Source organism: Streptomyces sp. MUSC 14 (assembly GCF_001866675.1).
Lineage (GTDB): Bacteria > Actinomycetota > Actinomycetes > Streptomycetales > Streptomycetaceae > Streptomyces.
On record NZ_MLYN01000062.1, the window covers coordinates 60,536 to 77,443 of the forward strand.

15 protein-coding genes are annotated in these 16,908 nt (G+C 71.3%); all 15 read left to right on the plus strand.

Annotation, left to right across the window (positions count from 1 at the left end; genetic code table 11):
• The first annotated feature begins 2 nt into the window (after positions 1–2).
• The 15 genes from BIV25_RS35940 (at position 3) to BIV25_RS36015 (ending at position 16,899) form a co-directional block, all read left to right on the plus strand.
• Positions 3–875: a glycosyltransferase family 2 protein gene (locus BIV25_RS35940; protein WP_071376711.1), complete on the plus strand. Its 873-nt coding sequence runs from the start codon at positions 3–5 to the stop codon at positions 873–875.
• Between the two features lie 60 nt (positions 876–935).
• Positions 936–1,865, plus strand: a complete 930-nt coding sequence (locus tag BIV25_RS35945) for an ABC transporter permease (protein ID WP_071376712.1) — start codon at positions 936–938, stop codon at positions 1,863–1,865.
• Complete coding sequence (locus tag BIV25_RS35950; RefSeq protein ID WP_071376713.1) at positions 1,858–2,658, plus strand: ABC transporter ATP-binding protein; 801 nt, start codon at positions 1,858–1,860, stop codon at positions 2,656–2,658. Before BIV25_RS35945 ends, BIV25_RS35950 begins: the two co-directional genes overlap by 8 nt.
• 360 nt (positions 2,659–3,018) lie before the next feature.
• Complete coding sequence (hpnC, locus tag BIV25_RS35955; protein WP_071376749.1) at positions 3,019–3,915, plus strand: squalene synthase HpnC; 897 nt, start codon at positions 3,019–3,021, stop codon at positions 3,913–3,915.
• On the plus strand, positions 3,912–4,874 hold the full coding sequence (gene hpnD / locus BIV25_RS35960; RefSeq protein ID WP_071376714.1) for a presqualene diphosphate synthase HpnD: 963 nt from the start codon (positions 3,912–3,914) through the stop codon (positions 4,872–4,874). Before hpnC ends, hpnD begins: the two co-directional genes overlap by 4 nt.
• A gap of 250 nt (positions 4,875–5,124) precedes the next feature.
• The gene (hpnE, locus tag BIV25_RS35970; RefSeq protein ID WP_071376716.1) at positions 5,125–6,531 is read left to right on the plus strand and encodes a hydroxysqualene dehydroxylase HpnE; all 1,407 of its coding nucleotides are present in this window, start codon (positions 5,125–5,127) and stop codon (positions 6,529–6,531) included.
• A 68-nt stretch (positions 6,532–6,599) separates the two neighbouring features.
• Complete coding sequence (locus BIV25_RS35975) at positions 6,600–7,664, plus strand: polyprenyl synthetase family protein (protein WP_071376717.1); 1,065 nt, start codon at positions 6,600–6,602, stop codon at positions 7,662–7,664.
• A 116-nt stretch (positions 7,665–7,780) separates the two neighbouring features.
• A complete protein-coding gene (gene shc / locus BIV25_RS35980; protein ID WP_071376718.1) occupies positions 7,781–9,826 on the plus strand; it encodes a squalene--hopene cyclase in 2,046 nt (681 codons plus the stop codon).
• Position 9,827: 1 nt separating this feature from the next.
• Positions 9,828–10,469, plus strand: a complete 642-nt coding sequence (locus BIV25_RS35985; RefSeq protein ID WP_071376719.1) for a 1-hydroxy-2-methyl-2-butenyl 4-diphosphate reductase — start codon at positions 9,828–9,830, stop codon at positions 10,467–10,469.
• Positions 10,470–10,474: 5 nt separating this feature from the next.
• Positions 10,475–11,497 carry an adenosyl-hopene transferase HpnH gene (gene hpnH, locus BIV25_RS35990; RefSeq protein ID WP_071376720.1) on the plus strand — a complete coding sequence of 341 codons (1,023 nt, stop codon included), beginning with the start codon at positions 10,475–10,477 and terminating at the stop codon, positions 11,495–11,497.
• 4 nt (positions 11,498–11,501) lie between these two features.
• Positions 11,502–12,635 (plus strand): flavodoxin-dependent (E)-4-hydroxy-3-methylbut-2-enyl-diphosphate synthase, encoded by a 1,134-nt coding sequence (gene ispG / locus BIV25_RS35995; RefSeq protein WP_071376721.1) that lies wholly within the window; start codon positions 11,502–11,504, stop codon positions 12,633–12,635.
• Positions 12,636–12,665: 30 nt separating this feature from the next.
• Entirely contained in the window at positions 12,666–14,612 is a 1,947-nt protein-coding gene (gene dxs / locus BIV25_RS36000; RefSeq protein WP_071376722.1) for a 1-deoxy-D-xylulose-5-phosphate synthase, read from the plus strand.
• Positions 14,609–15,994 (plus strand): aspartate aminotransferase family protein, encoded by a 1,386-nt coding sequence (locus BIV25_RS36005; RefSeq protein ID WP_071376723.1) that lies wholly within the window; start codon positions 14,609–14,611, stop codon positions 15,992–15,994. Before dxs ends, BIV25_RS36005 begins: the two co-directional genes overlap by 4 nt.
• Positions 15,995–16,156: 162 nt before the next feature.
• Entirely contained in the window at positions 16,157–16,780 is a 624-nt protein-coding gene (locus BIV25_RS36010; RefSeq protein ID WP_071376724.1) for a helix-turn-helix domain-containing protein, read from the plus strand.
• Entirely contained in the window at positions 16,777–16,899 is a 123-nt protein-coding gene (locus BIV25_RS36015) for a DUF6126 family protein (RefSeq protein ID WP_071376725.1), read from the plus strand. Before BIV25_RS36010 ends, BIV25_RS36015 begins: the two co-directional genes overlap by 4 nt.
• The last annotated feature ends 9 nt before the right edge of the window (positions 16,900–16,908 follow it).

Consider the following 16,908-nt stretch of genomic DNA (forward strand, 5'->3'; position numbering starts at 1 on the left):
CCGTGAAGGTCGGTGCCGTCATCATCACGATGGGCAACCGGCCCGAGGAGCTGCGGGCCCTCATCGACTCGGTCGCCAAGCAGGACGGCGACCCGGTCGAGGTGGTCGTCGTCGGCAACGGCTCACCCGTCCCGGACGTCCCCGAGGGCGTGCGGACGATCGAGCTGCCCGAGAACCTGGGCATCCCCGGCGGCCGCAACGTCGGCATAGAGGCCTTCGGGCCGGGCGGCCGCAATGTCGACATATTGCTGTTCCTCGACGACGACGGCCTGCTCGCCCGGCACGACACCGCCCAGCTGTGCCGCGAGGCGTTCGAGGCCGACCCGGAGCTCGGCATCATCAGCTTCCGCATCGCCGACCCCGAGACCGGCGAGACCCAGCGCCGCCACGTGCCCCGGCTGCGCGCCTCCGACCCGATGCGCTCCTCGCGCGTCACCACCTTCCTCGGCGGCGCCAACGCCGTGCGCACCCGGGTCTTCGCGGAGGCCGGGACGCTGCCGGACGCGTTCTTCTACGCGCACGAGGAGACCGACCTCGCCTGGCGGGCCCTGGACGCCGGCTGGATGATCGACTACCGGTCGGACATGGTCCTGTACCACCCGACGACGGCCCCCTCGCGGCACGCGGTCTACCACCGCATGGTCGCCCGCAACCGCGTCTGGCTGGCCCGCCGCAACCTGCCCCTGCCGCTCGTCCCCGTCTACCTCGGCGTCTGGCTGCTGCTCACGCTGCTGCGCCGCCCGTCCGTGCCCGCCCTGAAGGCCTGGTTCGGCGGTTTCAAGGAGGGCTGGACGGCACCGTGCGGTCCGCGCCGTCCCATGCGCTGGCGCACGGTGTGGCGGCTGACCCGGCTGGGCCGGCCCCCGGTGATCTGAGAAGCTTGCTCTTACCTGAAGAGAGCAAGCTTCTTACCAAGAGATTCCGGATTCCCACTCGTGAGTCACACAACCCAAGACGGCGGTGTCGCGGTGAGCGCGATACCGTCGCCCGACGAGGGAGCGACGGCCGCGCAGCTGGCCGCCGCGTACGGGCTCGCCGTCAGCGGCGCCCGTCCCTCGCTCGCCGAGTACGTCCGTCAGCTGTGGGGCAGGCGCCACTTCATCCTCGCCTTCTCGCAGGCCAAGCTGACGGCCCAGTACAGCCAGGCCAAGCTCGGCCAGCTCTGGCAGGTGGCGACCCCGCTGCTGAACGCGGGCGTGTACTACTTCATCTTCGGTGTCATCCTGCACGCGAGCCGCGGGCTGTCCCAGGACGTCTACATCCCGTTCCTGGTCACGGGCGTGTTCGTGTTCACCTTCACGCAGAGCTCGGTCATGTCGGGCGTCCGGGCGATCTCCGGCAACCTGGGCCTGGTGCGCGCCCTGCACTTCCCGCGCGCCTCGCTGCCCATCTCCTTCTCGCTCCAGCAGCTCCAGCAGCTGCTCTTCTCGATGATCGTGATGTTCGTCGTGGCGATCGGGTTCGGCAGCTATCCGGGCCCGTCCTGGCTGCTGATCGTGCCGGTCCTGGTGCTCCAGTTCCTGTTCAACACCGGGCTCGCGCTGATCGTGGCCCGCCTGGGCGCCAGGACGCCGGACCTCGCCCAGCTGATGCCGTTCCTCCTGCGCACGTGGATGTACACCTCCGGCGTGATGTTCTCCATCAGCAAGATGATGGAGGGCCGCTCGGAGCTGGCCGTCCGGCTGCTCCAGGTCAACCCGGCCGCGGTCTACATGGACCTCATGCGCTACGCCCTCATCGACGGCTACGGCGCGTCGAACCTGCCTCCGCACGTGTGGGCCATCGCGCTGTTCTGGGCCGTGGTCGTCTTCGCCGGCGGCTTCGTGTTCTTCTGGAAGGCGGAGGAGAGGTACGGCCGTGGCTGAGCAGCTGCACGATCCGGCAACGGGCGCACGCAGGCCCACGGTCATCGCGGACGACCTCCACATCGTCTACCGCGTCAACGGCGCCAGGAGCGGCAAGGGCAGCGCGACGGCCGCACTCAGCCGCATCGTGCGACGGGGTTCCGGCGACGAGGCGCGGGGCGTGCGCAAGGTCCACGCCGTGCGCGGGGTCTCCTTCGTCGCCCACCGGGGCGAGGCCGTCGGCCTGATCGGCTCCAACGGCTCCGGCAAGTCGACCCTGCTGCGCGCCGTCGCCGGGCTGCTGCCGGCCGAGCGCGGCAAGGTCTACACCGACGGCCAGCCGTCGCTGCTGGGCGTCAACGCGGCCCTGATGAACGACCTCACCGGTGAGCGCAACGTCATCCTGGGCGGTCTCGCCATGGGCATGTCCCGGGAGCAGATCAAGGAGCGCTACCAGGAGATCGTGGACTTCTCCGGGATCAACGAGAAGGGCGACTTCATCACCCTCCCGATGCGGACGTACTCCTCCGGCATGGCCGCCCGGCTGCGGTTCTCCATCGCCGCCGCCAAGGACCACGACGTCCTCATGATCGACGAGGCTCTCGCCACCGGTGACCGGGGGTTCCAGAAGCGCTCCGAGGACCGCATCCGGGAATTGCGCAAGGAGGCCGGAACGGTCTTTCTGGTCAGCCACAACAACAAGTCCATCCGTGACACGTGCGACCGCGTCCTGTGGCTGGAGCGCGGCGAGCTGCGCATGGACGGGCCGACCGACGAGGTGCTGAGGGAGTACGAGAAGTTCACGGGCAAGTAGCCTGTTTTCGGCCAGGGGTCCGTCGGCAGCCGTCCGGTCGGGCCCCGGGTCGCAAAGGAAACGTCAACTCCGGTCTGCGCAAGGAATCTTGACGCCAATCGGTGTGTTGTTGTGATGTGCAGGACACCCCGGCGGACCTCGATGCGTTGTACAACGTAAGCTGTACCGGTCCCGGAAAGCGGCAAGTGGGGCGATACCGCGCGACATCCCGCGCCGGGGCGACCCCGCGGATTGCCGGGCGGCGTGTCCGAAATAGTGTGTATTGGGTCGGCAGTGTAGAACGGGAGATGTGACGGCAATGGCTACGGAAACTCCCCAGCTCAACGCAGCATGTGCCGTCCCCGCCACGGGCTGCGGGCGATGACGGCCACCGAGACGGCGCCGGACCTGGAACGCGCCACCCTGGACAAGGCCGCGAGCGAGAACTTCCCCGTGGCCCCCTTCTTCCTGCCCCGGGCCTGGCGCGACGATCTCATGGCCGTCTACGGCTTCGCCCGCCTCGTGGACGACATCGGCGACGGCGACCTCGCCCCCGGCGGTGCCGACGCCCGTCTGCTCGGCGTGTCGGCCACCGAGGCCGAGAACCGCCTAGTGCTGCTCGACGCCTTCGAGGCCGACCTGCGCCGCGTCTTCGACGGCACCCCGGCCCACCCGCTGCTGCGCCGCCTCCAGCACACCGTCCGCCGCCGCGGCCTGACCCCCGGGCCCTTCCTGGGCCTGATCGCCGCCAACCGCCAGGACCAACTCGTCTCCCGCTACGAGACGTACGACGACCTGCTCGCCTACTGCGAACTGTCCGCCAACCCCGTCGGCCGCCTCGTGCTCGGCGTGACCGGCACCGAGACGCCCGAGCGGATCCGCCTCTCCGACGCCGTCTGCACCGCCCTCCAGATCGTCGAGCACCTCCAGGACGTCGCCGAGGACCTCGGCCGCGACCGGATCTACCTCCCCGCCGCCGACATGAAGCGCTTCCACGTGCAGGAAGCGGATCTTGGCGCGAAAACCGCGGGCGCATCGGTGCGCGCCCTGGTTGCATACGAAGCACAACGCGCCCGCGATCTGCTGAATGAAGGCGCCCCCCTGGTGGGTAGCGTCCACGGCAGGTTGAAGCTGCTGCTCGCAGGGTTCGTGGCGGGGGGAAGGGCGGCGATCCGGGCGATCGCCGCCGCCGAATACGACGTACTTCCCGGCCCGCCCCGACCCGGCAAGGTCCAGTTGCTGCGTGAGGCGGGCGTGATCCTGCGAGGAGAGGGGTGATCCGGACCGTGGAGTCTCCGTCGCACGTGTCCGCGCCGGTGCTCGCCGCCTACAGCTACTGCGAGGCCGTCACCGGGCAGCAGGCCCGTAACTTCGCGTACGGCATCCGGCTGCTGCCCACGCCCAAGCGCCGCGCCATGTCGGCGCTGTACGCGTTTTCCCGGCGCGTGGACGACATCGGCGACGGCGACCTGCCCGGCGAGACCAAGCTGACCCGCCTGGAGGACACCCGTGCGCTGCTCGCCCGGGTGCACGCCGGCGAGGTCGCCGAGGACGACACCGACCCGGTGGCCGTCGCCCTCGCCCATGCCGCGCGCGCCTTCCCGATCCCGCTCGGCGGCCTGGACGAGCTGATCGACGGCGTCCAGATGGACGTGCGCGGTCAGACGTACGAGACCTGGGACGACCTCAAGGTCTACTGCCGGTGTGTCGCCGGTGCCATCGGCCGGCTCTCGCTCGGCGTGTTCGGCACCGAACCGGGCGCGCGCGGCGCCGAGCGCGCCCCCGAGTACGCCGACACCCTCGGCCTCGCGCTCCAGCTCACCAACATCCTCAGAGACGTCCGCGAGGACGCCCAGGGCGGCCGTACCTATCTGCCCGCCGACGACCTGGCCAAGTTCGGCTGCTCGGCCGGGTTCGACGGGCCGACGCCACCCGAGGGCTCCGACTTCGCGGGCCTCGTCCACTTCGAGGTGCGGCGGGCCCGCGCCCTTTTCGCCGAGGGCTACCGGCTGCTCCCCATGCTCGACCGGCGCAGCGGCGCCTGTGTCGCCGCCATGGCCGGCATCTACCGCCGGCTGCTGGACCGCATCGAGCGCGATCCCGAGGCCGTGCTGCGCGGCCGGGTCTCGCTGCCCGGACGCGAGAAGGCCTACGTCGCCGTGCGCGGCCTGTCCGGGCTCGACACCCGCAACGTGACCCGCCATGTCGCGCCCCGCTCCGTCAGGAGGCGCGCCTGATGGACCTCGCCGAACCAGCCGAACCAGAGGGCGTGCGGCAGGCAACCCCGCACTCCGGCGTGGCGTCCCAGTCTGCGACGGCCGACCGTGCACCGTTCACCCTGCGGGCCCGCGCCCCCGAGGGGCGCGAGGCGGTGCTGGACATGCGGCTACCGCCGCGCGGGCGCGACCGGACACGACGGAACCGCGAACGCCGGACGGCCCGTCACGGCACCCCCTGCGGGGCGCACGTATGGAAGGACGACGCACGATGAGCGACAGCTCGCGCCCCGCACCGGCGCATGCCGGCAGCGCCGTCGTGGTCGGCGGCGGACTCGCGGGCATCACCGCGGCGCTCGCGCTCGCGGACGCGGGCGTCCGCGTCACCCTGCTCGAAGGCAGACCGAGGCTGGGCGGCCTCGCCTTCTCCTTCCAGCGCGGCGAGTTGACCGTCGACAACGGCCAGCACGTGTACCTGCGCTGCTGCACCGCCTACCGCTGGTTCCTCGACCGGATCGAGGGCTCGGCGCTGGCACCGCTGCAGGACCGCCTGGACGTGCCCGTCGTCGACGTCGCCAGACCCGAGGGCCGGCGGCTCGGCAGACTGCGGCGCGACGCGCTGCCCGTCCCGCTGCATCTGGGACGCAGCCTCGCCACGTATCCGCATCTCTCGCTCGCCGAGCGTGCCGCCGTCGGGCGGGCCGCGCTCGCGCTGGGGGGGCTCGACCTCGCCGATCCGGCCCTGGACACACAGGACTTCGGCAGCTGGCTGGCCGCACACGGCCAGTCGGCGCGCGCCGTCGAGGCCCTGTGGGACCTGGTCGGGGTCGCCACCCTCAACGCGGTCGCGGGCGACGCCTCGCTGGGGCTCGCCGCGATGGTGTTCAAGACCGGTCTGCTCTCCGAGCCGGGCGCGGCCGACATCGGCTGGGCCCATGTCCCGCTGGGCGAACTGCACGACCGGCTGGCCCGCAGGGCGCTCGACTCCGCGGGCGTGCGTACCGAGGTCCGTACACGCGTCACCTCCGTCTCCCTCAACGAGAACGGGAGCTGGAGCGTTCAGGTTCCCGGCGAGACGCTCCGGACGGACGCCGTCGTCCTCGCCGTACCCCAGCGCGAGGCCCACGGCCTGCTGCCGCCCGGCGCCCTCGACGACCCCGGGCGGCTGCTCGGCATCGGCACCGCGCCGATCCTCAACGTGCACGTCGTCTACGACCGCACGGTGCTCGCCCGCCCCTTCTTCGCCGCGCTCGGCACCCCCGTGCAGTGGGTCTTCGACCGCACGGACGCCTCCGGTCTCGCCGAGGGCCAGTACCTGGCGCTGTCGCAGTCGGCCGCGCACGACGACATCGACGCGCCGGTCGCCGCACTGCGCGAGCGCTATCTGCCCGAGCTGGAGCGGCTGATCCCGGGCACGCGCGGCGCGGTGGTGAAGGACTTCTTCGTGACCCGGGAGCGCACGGCGACGTTCGCTCCCACCCCCGGCGTCGGGCGGCTGCGGCCCGGCGCCCGCACCAAGGCCCCCGGCCTGTACCTGGCCGGAGCGTGGACCGCCACCGGGTGGCCCGCGACCATGGAGAGTGCGGTCCGCAGTGGAGTGAGCGCGGCCGACGCCGCGCTCAGTGCCCTGGGCCGGCCCCGCCCCCGCCGTCTCTTCGCGTTCGAGGAGGCGGCCTGATGCTCGGTGAGCGCGCGGCAGGTCCCCGCACCCCCGGTACCGCAACAAGAGGAGAGACTGTGCCCACTGTGCCCCCGGCCTCGACACCCGCTCGGAGGACCGCGGTGGACGTGACCGCGCTGCTGGAGCGCGGACGGACGCTGGCCACACCGGTCCTGCGGACGGCCGTCGACCGGCTGGCGCCGCCCATGGACACCGTCGCCGCCTACCATTTCGGCTGGATCGACGCGGCCGGCAACCCCGCCGACGGCGACGGCGGCAAGGCCGTACGGCCCGCCCTCGCCGTGCTCTCCGCCGAGGTCACCGGCGCGCGGCCGGAGGTGGGCGTCCCGGGGGCCGTCGCGGTCGAACTCGTCCACAACTTCTCGCTGCTGCACGACGACCTGATGGACGGCGACGAGCAGCGCAGGCACCGTGACACCGTCTGGAAGGTGCACGGCCCCGCCCAGGCCATCCTGGTCGGCGACGCCCTGTTCGCCCTCGCCAACGAGGTCCTGCTGGAGCTCGGCACCGTCGAGGCGGGCCGTGCCACCCGCCGGCTGACCGCCGCCTCCCGCGCCCTGATCGACGGTCAGGCGCAGGACATCTCCTACGAGCACCGCGACCGCGTCAGCGTCGAGGAGTGCCTGGAGATGGAGGGCAACAAGACCGGCGCGCTGCTCGCCGCGTCCAGCTCCATCGGCGCGGTGCTCGGCGGTGCGGACGACGCCACCGCCGACGCCCTGGAGAAGTACGGCTACCACCTCGGCCTCTCCTTCCAGGCCGTCGACGACCTGCTCGGCATCTGGGGCGACCCGGAGGCCACCGGCAAGCAGACCTGGAGCGACCTGCGCCAGCGCAAGAAGTCCCTGCCGGTCGTCGCCGCGCTCGCGGCCGGCGGCGCCGCCTCCGAGAAGCTCGGCGAGATGCTCGCCGCGGACGCCAAGAGCACCGACTTCGAGAACTTCTCCGAGGAGGAGTTCGCGGCCCGCGCGGCCCTGATCGAGGAGGCCGGCGGCCGCGACTGGACGGCCGAGGAGGCGCGCCGGCAGCACACCGTCGCCCTCGAAGCCCTCGACGCGGTCGACATGCCCGGCCGGGTCCGGGACGCCTTCGCGGCGCTCGCCGACTTCGTCGTCGTACGAAAGAGATGATCATTATCGGTTCGATACAGCTCGCGTAGTCGCCGGCCGGTGTCCCTCGACGCAGGACACCGGCCGACGGCGGACCCACAGCAGCACGACTCGCACGACTGCACGAAGGGGAAGCCATGACAGCGACGACCGACGGAAGCACCGGGGCGCCCTCGCCGTCCCACGCGGCCGCGGCCAGCGACACCACCCTCACCACCCCCGAGACGGCCGGGGTGCACGACGCCGCCGCCCGCGCCGCCCGGCGCGCCACCGACTTCCTGCTCGCGCGGCAGGACGCCCAGGGCTGGTGGAAGGGCGACCTGGAGACCAACGTCACCATGGACGCCGAGGACCTGCTCCTGCGTCAGTTCCTGGGCATCCGCGACGAGCGGACCACACAGGCCGCCGCCCTCTTCATCCGCGGCGAGCAGCGCGAGGACGGCACCTGGGCCACCTTCTACGGCGGGCCCGGCGACCTGTCCGCCACCATGGAGGCGTACGTCGCCCTCCGGCTGGCCGGTGACGCGCCCGACGCGCCCCACATGGCGCGGGCCGCCGCCTGGATCCGCGAGCGCGGCGGGATCGCCGCCGCCCGGGTCTTCACCCGCATCTGGCTCGCCCTGTTCGGCTGGTGGAAGTGGGACGACCTGCCCGAACTCCCGCCGGAGCTGCTCTACTTCCCCACCTGGTTCCCGCTCAACATCTACAACTTCGGCTGCTGGGCGCGGCAGACCATCGTGCCGCTCACCGTCGTCTCCGCCAAGCGTCCCGTGCGCCCGGCGCCCTTCGCGCTGGACGAACTGCACACCGACCCGGCGAACCCCAACCCCCCACAGCCGCTCGCCCCGGTGGCGAGCTGGGACGGGCTCTTCCAGCGCCTCGACAAGGTGGTCCGCGGCTACCGCAGGGTCGCCGTGCGCCGGCTGCGCAGGGCCGCGATGAACAGCGCGGCCCGCTGGATCATCGAGCGGCAGGAGAACGACGGCTGCTGGGGCGGCATCCAGCCCCCGGCCGTGTACTCGGTCATCGCCCTGCACCTGCTCGGCTACGACCTGGACCACCCGGTGCTGCGCGAGGGCATCGCCTCGCTGGACCGTTTCGCCGTGTGGCGTGAGGACGGCGCCCGGATGATCGAGGCCTGTCAGTCCCCGGTGTGGGACACCTGCCTCGCCACCATCGCGCTCGTCGACGCGGGGCTCCCCGTCGACCATCCGCAACTGGTCAAGGCCGCCGACTGGATGCTCGGCGAGGAGATCGTCCGGCCCGGCGACTGGGCCGTGCGCCGACCCCAACTGCCGCCGGGCGGCTGGGCGTTCGAGTTCCACAACGACAACTACCCGGACATCGACGACACCGCCGAGGTCGCGCTCGCGCTGCGCCGGGTCCGCCACCACGACCCCGAGCGGGTGGACAGGTCCATCGGGCGGGCGGTGCGCTGGAACCTCGGGATGCAGTCGAGGAACGGCGCGTGGGGCGCCTTCGACGTCGACAACACCAGCCCGTTCCCCAACCGGCTGCCGTTCTGCGACTTCGGCGAGGTCATCGACCCGCCGTCGGCGGACGTCACCGCGCACGTGGTGGAGATGCTCGCGGCCGAGGGCCTCGCCCACGACCCGCGCACCCGGCGCGGCATCGACTGGCTGCTCGCCGAACAGGAGGCGGACGGCTCGTGGTTCGGCCGCTGGGGCGTCAACTACGTCTACGGCACCGGCTCCGTGGTCCCCGCGCTGACGGCGGCCGGACTGCCCGGCTCGCACCCCGCGATCCGGCGGGCCGTGACCTGGCTGGAGTCCGTCCAGAACGACGACGGCGGCTGGGGCGAGGACCTGCGTTCCTACAAGTACGCCAAGGAGTGGAGCGGCCGCGGCGCCTCCACCGCCTCGCAGACCGCGTGGGCGCTGATGGCGCTGCTCGCGGCGGGGGAGCAGGACTCCCGGGCCGTCGAGCGGGGCGTGCGGTGGCTGGCCGACACCCAGCGCGAGGACGGCAGTTGGGACGAGCCGTACTTCACCGGTACCGGCTTCCCCTGGGACTTCTCCATCAACTACCACCTGTACCGGCAGGTCTTCCCGCTCACCGCGCTCGGCCGGTACCTGCACGGCGACCCCTTCGAGCGCCGGCTGCTCGCCAGGAAGCCGCTCGCCGAGGTGCAGAAACCTCTCGCCGAGGCCAGGGTGAGCTGAGGTGAACACCCAGCCCGCCCCGCCCCCGCTGCTGATCGCCTGCGCGCTCGGCATCGAGCACTTCGCCCTGCGCACCGGTGACAGGAGCGGGGCGGGCGGGCCGTACTCCGTCGTCCGTACGGGCATGGGCCCGAAGGCGGCGGAGCGCACTCTGGAACGGCAGCTCGCCCTCCCGGAGTGCGCCGACGCGGCCGTGCTGGCCACCGGCTTCTGCGCCGGGCTCGCGCCCGGCATGCACCCCGGTGACCTGGTGGTCGCCGACGAGACCCGGGACCCGCGCGGAGCCGTCGCCTGCGTGGCGACCGAACTGCTGGTCAAGGAACTCGTGCGCCTGCTGCCCGGGCGCACGGTCCACACCGGGCCGCTCACCGGCTCCGATCACGTCGTGCGCGGCCCCGAGCGGTCCCAGCTGCTCGCGACCGGCGCGATCGCGGTCGACATGGAGTCGGCGGCCACGCTCCGCACCGCCGTCCGCACCGGTGACCGCCCGGTCGCGGCCGTCCGGGTGGTCGTGGACGCTCCCGAACACGAACTCGTCCGGATCGGCACCGTGCGCGGCGGGATATCGGCCTTCCGCGTGCTCCGTTCCGTACTGCCCGCATTTTTCGAATGGCACCGTTCTTTGCTGCTCCCCCGGAGGTGAGCCAGATGGCCATGCCGTTGCGTCAGTCCATCAAGGTTGCTACGTACCTGGCCGAGCAAAAGCTGCGCAGGCGGGACAAGTTCCCGCTGATCGTCGAGCTGGAGCCGCTCTTCGCCTGCAACCTCAAGTGCGAGGGCTGCGGCAAGATCCAGCATCCGGCAGGCGTCCTCAAGCAGCGCATGCCCGTCGCCCAGGCCGTGGGCGCGGTGCTGGAATCCGGTGCGCCGATGGTGTCCATCGCCGGCGGCGAACCACTGATGCATCCTCAGATCGACGAGATCGTCCGGCAGTTGGTGGCCCGGCGGAAGTACGTCTTCCTGTGCACCAACGCGATGCTCCTGCGCAAGAAGATGGACAAGTTCACGCCCTCGCCGTACTTCGCCTTCGCGGTGCACATCGACGGGCTGCGTGAACGGCACGACGAGTCCGTGGCGAAGGAGGGCGTGTTCGACGAGGCGGTCGCGGCCATCAAGGAGGCCAAGCGGCGCGGCTTCCGGGTGACCACCAACTCCACCTTCTTCAACACGGACACCCCGCAGACCATCATCGAGGTGCTCAACTTCCTCAACGACGACCTCAAGGTCGACGAGATGATGATCTCGCCCGCCTACGCCTACGAGAAGGCCCCGGACCAGGAGCACTTCCTCGGCGTCGAGCAGACCCGCGAGCTGTTCAGGAAGGCCTTCTCCGGGGGCAACCGGAAGAAGTGGCGGCTCAACCACTCGCCGCTCTTCCTGGACTTCCTGGAGGGCAAGGTCGACTTCCCCTGCACGGCGTGGGCGATCCCGAACTACTCGCTCTTCGGCTGGCAGCGCCCCTGCTACCTGATGAGCGACGGATACGTGCCGACGTACCGCGAACTCATCGAGAAGACCGACTGGGACAAGTACGGCCGCGGCAAGGACCCGCGCTGCGCCAACTGCATGGCCCACTGCGGCTACGAGCCGACCGCCGTGCTCGCCACCATGGGCTCGTTGAAGGAGTCCCTGCGGGCCATGCGCGAGACCGTCTCCGGGAACCGGGACTGACGTCATGGCCGCCGTTCCCCTGGGCGTTCCCGAGGTACCGGCCCGGCCCCTCGCGCCGCGGCGCACGTCGCGCCGGCTCCGCGTCGGGCCGGTGGCGGTCGGGGGCGGAGCCCCGGTGTCGGTGCAGTCGATGACGACGACCCGGACGTCGGACGTCGGCGCCACCCTCCAGCAGATCGCGGAACTCACCGCGTCCGGCTGCCAGATCGTCCGCGTCGCCTGCCCCACGCAGGACGACGCGGACGCGCTCGCCACGATCGCCCGGAAGTCCCGGATCCCGGTGATCGCGGACATCCACTTCCAGCCGAAGTACGTGTTCGCCGCGATCGAGGCCGGCTGCGCCGCGGTTCGCGTGAACCCGGGCAACATCAAGAAGTTCGACGACCAGGTGAAGGAGATCGCGCGGGCCGCCAGGGACCACGGCACGCCGGTCAGGATCGGGGTCAACGCCGGTTCCCTGGACCGGCGGCTGCTCCGGAAGTACGGCAGGGCGACTCCGGAGGCGCTGGTGGAGTCGGCCCTGTGGGAGGCGTCGCTCTTCGAGGAGCACGACTTCCGGGACATCAAGATCTCGGTGAAGCACAACGACCCGGTCGTGATGATCGAGGCGTACCGGCAGCTCGCCGACCGGTGCGACTACCCGCTGCACCTGGGCGTCACGGAGGCGGGCCCGGCGTTCCAGGGCACGGTCAAGTCGGCCGTCGCCTTCGGGGCGCTGCTGTCGCGCGGCATCGGCGACACCGTCCGGGTGTCGCTGAGCGCGCCTCCGGTCGAGGAGGTCAAGGTCGGCATCCAGATCCTGCAGTCGCTGGGCCTGCGGGAACGGCGGCTGGAGATCGTCTCCTGCCCGTCCTGCGGCCGGGCCCAGGTCGATGTGTACAAGCTCGCCGAGGAGGTCACGGCGGGGCTGGACGGCATGGAGGTGCCGCTCCGGGTCGCGGTGATGGGGTGTGTGGTCAACGGTCCGGGCGAGGCCCGTGAGGCCGACCTCGGAGTTGCCTCAGGCAACGGAAAGGGGCAGATTTTCGTCAAGGGCGAGGTCGTCAAGACCGTGCCCGAGTCGAAGATCGTGGAGACCCTGATCGAGGAGGCCATGAAGCTCGCCGAACGGACGAGCCCCGCAGAGCAGTCGAATTGAGGCACGGCACGGACCGAGAGGGGGCCCAGCGTGACCATTCTGGAGAGCATCCGGGAACCGCGCGACCTGAAGGCGCTGTCCGAGGCGGAACTCGGTGAACTTGCCCGGGAGATAAGGGAGTTCCTGGTGCAGGCGGTCTCGCGGACGGGAGGTCACCTCGGGCCCAATCTCGGGGTGGTGGAACTGTCCGTCGCGCTCCACCGGGTTTTCGAGTCGCCGGTCGACCGGATCCTGTGGGACACCGGCCACCAGAGCTATGTGCACAAATTGCTGACCGGTCGTCAGGACTTCTCCAAGCTGCGCGGCAAGGGCGGGCTGTCCGGCTACCCCTCGCGCGAGGAGTCCGAGCACGACGTCATCGAGAACAGCCACGCCTCCACCGCGCTCGGCTGGGCCGACGGCCTCGCCAAGGCCCGCCAGGTGCAGGGGGAGAAGGGCCATGTGGTCGCGGTCATCGGCGACGGCGCGCTGACCGGCGGCATGGCCTGGGAGGCGCTGAACAACATCGCGGCCGCCAAGGACCGGCCGCTGATCATCGTCGTCAACGACAACGAGCGCTCCTACGGCCCCACCATCGGCGGCCTCGCCAACCACCTGGCCACCCTGCGCACGACGGACGGCTACGAGAAGGTGCTGGCCTGGGGCAAGGACGTGCTGCTGAGAACGCCTGTCGTCGGCAACACGATCTACGAGTCCCTGCACGGCGCGAAGAAGGGCTTCAAGGACGCCTTCGCCCCGCAGGGCATGTTCGAGGACCTGGGCCTCAAGTACGTCGGCCCGATCGACGGCCACGACGTCTTGGCCGTCGAGTCGGCGCTGCGGCGCGCGAAACGCTTCCACGGACCGGTCCTCGTGCACTGCCTCACCGAGAAAGGCCGCGGCTACGAGCCCGCCCTCGCCCACGAGGAGGACCACTTCCACACCGTCGGCGTGATGGACCCGCTCACCTGCGAGCCGCTCTCGCCGTCCGGCGGGCCGTCCTGGACCTCGGTGTTCGGCGACGAGATGGTGCGGATCGGCGAGGAGCGGGGCGACGTCGTCGCCATCACCGCGGCCATGCTGCACCCGGTCGGGCTCACCAGGTTCGCCGAGCGCTTCCCCGGCCGCGTGTGGGACGTGGGCATCGCCGAGCAGCACGCGGCGGTGTCGGCGGCCGGCCTCGCCACCGGCGGGCTGCACCCGGTCTTCGCCGTCTACGCCACCTTCCTCAACCGCGCCTTCGACCAACTCCTGATGGACGTCGCCCTGCACCGCTGCGGGGTCACCTTCGTCCTCGACCGGGCCGGTGTCACCGGTGTCGACGGTGCCTCACACAACGGCATGTGGGACATGTCGGTCCTGCAGGTCGTGCCGGGCCTCAGGATCGCCGCCCCCCGCGACGCCGGTCAGCTGCGTGCCCAGCTGCGCGAGGCCGTCGCCGTGGACGACGCGCCCACCCTGGTCCGCTACCCGAAGGAGTCGGTCGGCCCGGACCTCCCGGCGCTCGACCGGATCGGCGGCATGGACGTCCTGCACCGCGCCGACGACCCCGAGGTGCTGCTCGTCGCCGTCGGCGTGATGGCACCCGTGTGCCTCCAGGCCGCCGATCTGCTCGAAGCGCGCGGGATCACCTGCACGGTGGTGGACCCCCGGTGGGTCAAACCCGTCGACCCCGCCCTGCCGGGCCTGGCCGCCGGACACCGGCTGGTGGCCGTCGTGGAGGACAACAGCCGTTCCGCGGGCGTCGGTTCGGCGGTCGCGCTGGCCCTCGGGGACGCCGACGTGGACGTGCCGGTACGGCGCTTCGGCATCCCGGAACAGTTCCTCGCGCACGCCAAGCGCGGTGAGGTGCTGGCCGACATCGGTCTCACGCCCGTCGAGATCGCCGGACGGATCAGCGCGAGCCTGGCCGTCACCGACGCCGCCGCCCCGGCCGGGGAGAAGGCCGAGGAGATGGCCGAGGAGAAGGCCGAGGAGAAGGCCGAGGAGAAGGAATGAGCACGGAGTTCGACCTCGGCGCCCTGCTCGCCGAGCGCGGCGGCGAACGCTACGAGCTGCACACGAAGTACCTCAACCCGCAGTTCCCGCGCATGCTGCACACCATCGGCTTCGACAAGGTCTACGAGCGGGCCGAGGGCGCCCACTTCTACGACGCGGACGGCAACGACTACCTGGACATGCTCGCCGGGTTCGGGGTGATGGGCCTCGGCCGCCACCACCCGGTCGTCCGCAAGGCGCTGCACGACGTCCTCGACCTCGACCTCGCCGACCTCACCCGCTTCGACTGCCAGCCGCTGCCCGGCCTGCTCGCCGAGCGGCTGCTCGTGCACAGCCCGCACCTGGACCGGGTGTTCTTCGGCAACAGCGGCACGGAGGCTGTGGAGACCGCGCTGAAGTTCGCCCGGTACGCCACCGCAAAGCCCCGCGTCCTCTACTGCGACCACGCCTTCCACGGCCTGACCACCGGCTCCCTGTCGGTCAACGGCGAAGGCGGCTTCCGGGACGGCTTCGCCCCGCTGCTGCCCGACACGGCCGTACCGCTCGGCGATCTCGACGCCCTGGCACGGGAGTTGAGGAAGGGCGACGTCGCCGCACTGATCGTCGAGCCGATCCAGGGCAAGGGCGTGCACGAGGCCCCACCCGGTTATCTGCGTGCCGCCCAGGACCTGCTGCATCGGCACAAGGCGCTGCTGATCGCCGACGAGGTGCAGACCGGCCTCGGCCGCACCGGCGACTTCTACGCCTACCAGCACGAGGACGGCGTGGAGCCCGACCTCGTGTGCGTCTCCAAGGCCCTGTCCGGCGGGTACGTCCCGGTCAGCGCCACCCTGGGCCGGGACTGGATCTTCAAGAAGGTCTACTCGTCCATGGACCGCGTGCTGGTCCACTCGGCGAGCTTCGGCTCCAACGCCCAGGCGATGGCGTGCGGCCTCGCCGTGCTGTCGGTGATGGAGGACGAGCAGGTCGTCGCCGGTGCGCGCGCCACCGGCGAGCTGCTGAAGTCCCGGCTGACCGCGCTGGTCGAGAAGTACGAGCTGCTCGCCGACGTCCGGGGCCGGGGCCTGATGATCGGCATCGAGTTCGGTAGGCCGTCCTCGCTGAAGCTGCGCAGCCGCTGGACCATGCTCCAGGCGGCCCGCAAGGGCCTGTTCGCGCAGATGGTCGTGGTCCCGCTGCTCCAGCGGCACCGGATCCTCACCCAGGTCTCCGGCGACCACCTGGAGGTGATCAAGCTGATCCCGCCGCTGGTTCTCGACACGGCCGACGTGGACCGGTTCGTGGACGCCTTCACGGCCGTGATGGACGACGCGCACAGCGGCGGCGGTCTGATGTGGGACTTCGGAAAGACCCTGATCAAGCAGGCGGTGGCGGGCCGCTGAGCGCCGTGGTGTCTCGTACAGGGTCACGAAGAAGACGACGAAGGCGGCGAGCCCGACCGCGGCCAGGGAAACAGGAGGAAGGTGCGCGTGGGCCAGGCGCCGCAGGTTTGCCTCTGAGGCAAAAAAATTGCCCCTGAGGCAAAGCTGGGGCTGAATGGAGACATGAACGCCTCAGACGCCGGGCCGCCGGCGGAGCCGGGCGACGCACTGCCCGTGGTCGCGCCACAGCTGCGCGCACTGCGCCGGCGAGCCGCCCTCACGCTGGAGGCCGCGGCCCGTGCCGCCGGTCTCTCGGCCGCCCATCTGTCCCGGCTGGAGACCGGACAGCGCCAGCCGTCACTGCCGATGCTGCTCGCCCTCGCCCGCATCTACGGTACGACGGTCTCCGAGCTGCTGGGCGAGACGGCCGCCGACCGGGACGCGATCGTGCGCTCTGGCGACATGGAGCCCACCCGGGCGGGCGGCTGGACGTACTTCCAGGCCGGGGCGTCCGGCCGCGGCATGCAGGCGCTGCGCGTGCGCGTGCCGTACGGCTCGCAGGGCGACGTCGTACGCGTGCACCCCGGCGAGGAGTGGCTCTACGTCCTCAGGGGCCGCCTGCGTCTGCGCCTCGGTGACACCGTGCACCTGCTCGCGCCCGGCGACAGCGCGCACTTCGATTCGCTCACCCCGCACCGTCTCGCCGCCGAGGACCACGACGGTGTCGAGCTGCTGTTCGTCCACACCCTGCTGCAGAGCCCCACGGCCACGCTGTGCCTGGGGCCGTCGACCGGAGAGCTGCCATGAGCAACTTCGAGACGAAGTTCCCCCGTTCCCTGTGGATCCGCCTGATCATCTACATCGCCGTCGGCCATGTCTTCGCCGCGTTCCTCTACCTGCTGTTCGCGATCGGCGGCAAGGGCTGACCGGGCCGG

What these genes read in the sequence shown, in the direction of transcription:
- hpnC (WP_071376749.1), top strand. Translation starts at nt 3,019, where the DNA reads ATGACGGCCACCGAGACGGCGCCGGACCTGGAACGCGCCACCCTGGAC.
- hpnE (WP_071376716.1), top strand. Translation starts at nt 5,125, where the DNA reads ATGAGCGACAGCTCGCGCCCCGCACCGGCGCATGCCGGCAGCGCCGTC.
- shc (WP_071376718.1), top strand. Translation starts at nt 7,781, where the DNA reads ATGACAGCGACGACCGACGGAAGCACCGGGGCGCCCTCGCCGTCCCAC.
- hpnH (WP_071376720.1), top strand. Translation starts at nt 10,475, where the DNA reads ATGGCCATGCCGTTGCGTCAGTCCATCAAGGTTGCTACGTACCTGGCC.
- ispG (WP_071376721.1), top strand. Translation starts at nt 11,502, where the DNA reads ATGGCCGCCGTTCCCCTGGGCGTTCCCGAGGTACCGGCCCGGCCCCTC.
- BIV25_RS36005 (WP_071376723.1), top strand. Translation starts at nt 14,609, where the DNA reads ATGAGCACGGAGTTCGACCTCGGCGCCCTGCTCGCCGAGCGCGGCGGC.
- BIV25_RS36010 (WP_071376724.1), top strand. Translation starts at nt 16,157, where the DNA reads ATGAACGCCTCAGACGCCGGGCCGCCGGCGGAGCCGGGCGACGCACTG.
- BIV25_RS36015 (WP_071376725.1), top strand. Translation starts at nt 16,777, where the DNA reads ATGAGCAACTTCGAGACGAAGTTCCCCCGTTCCCTGTGGATCCGCCTG.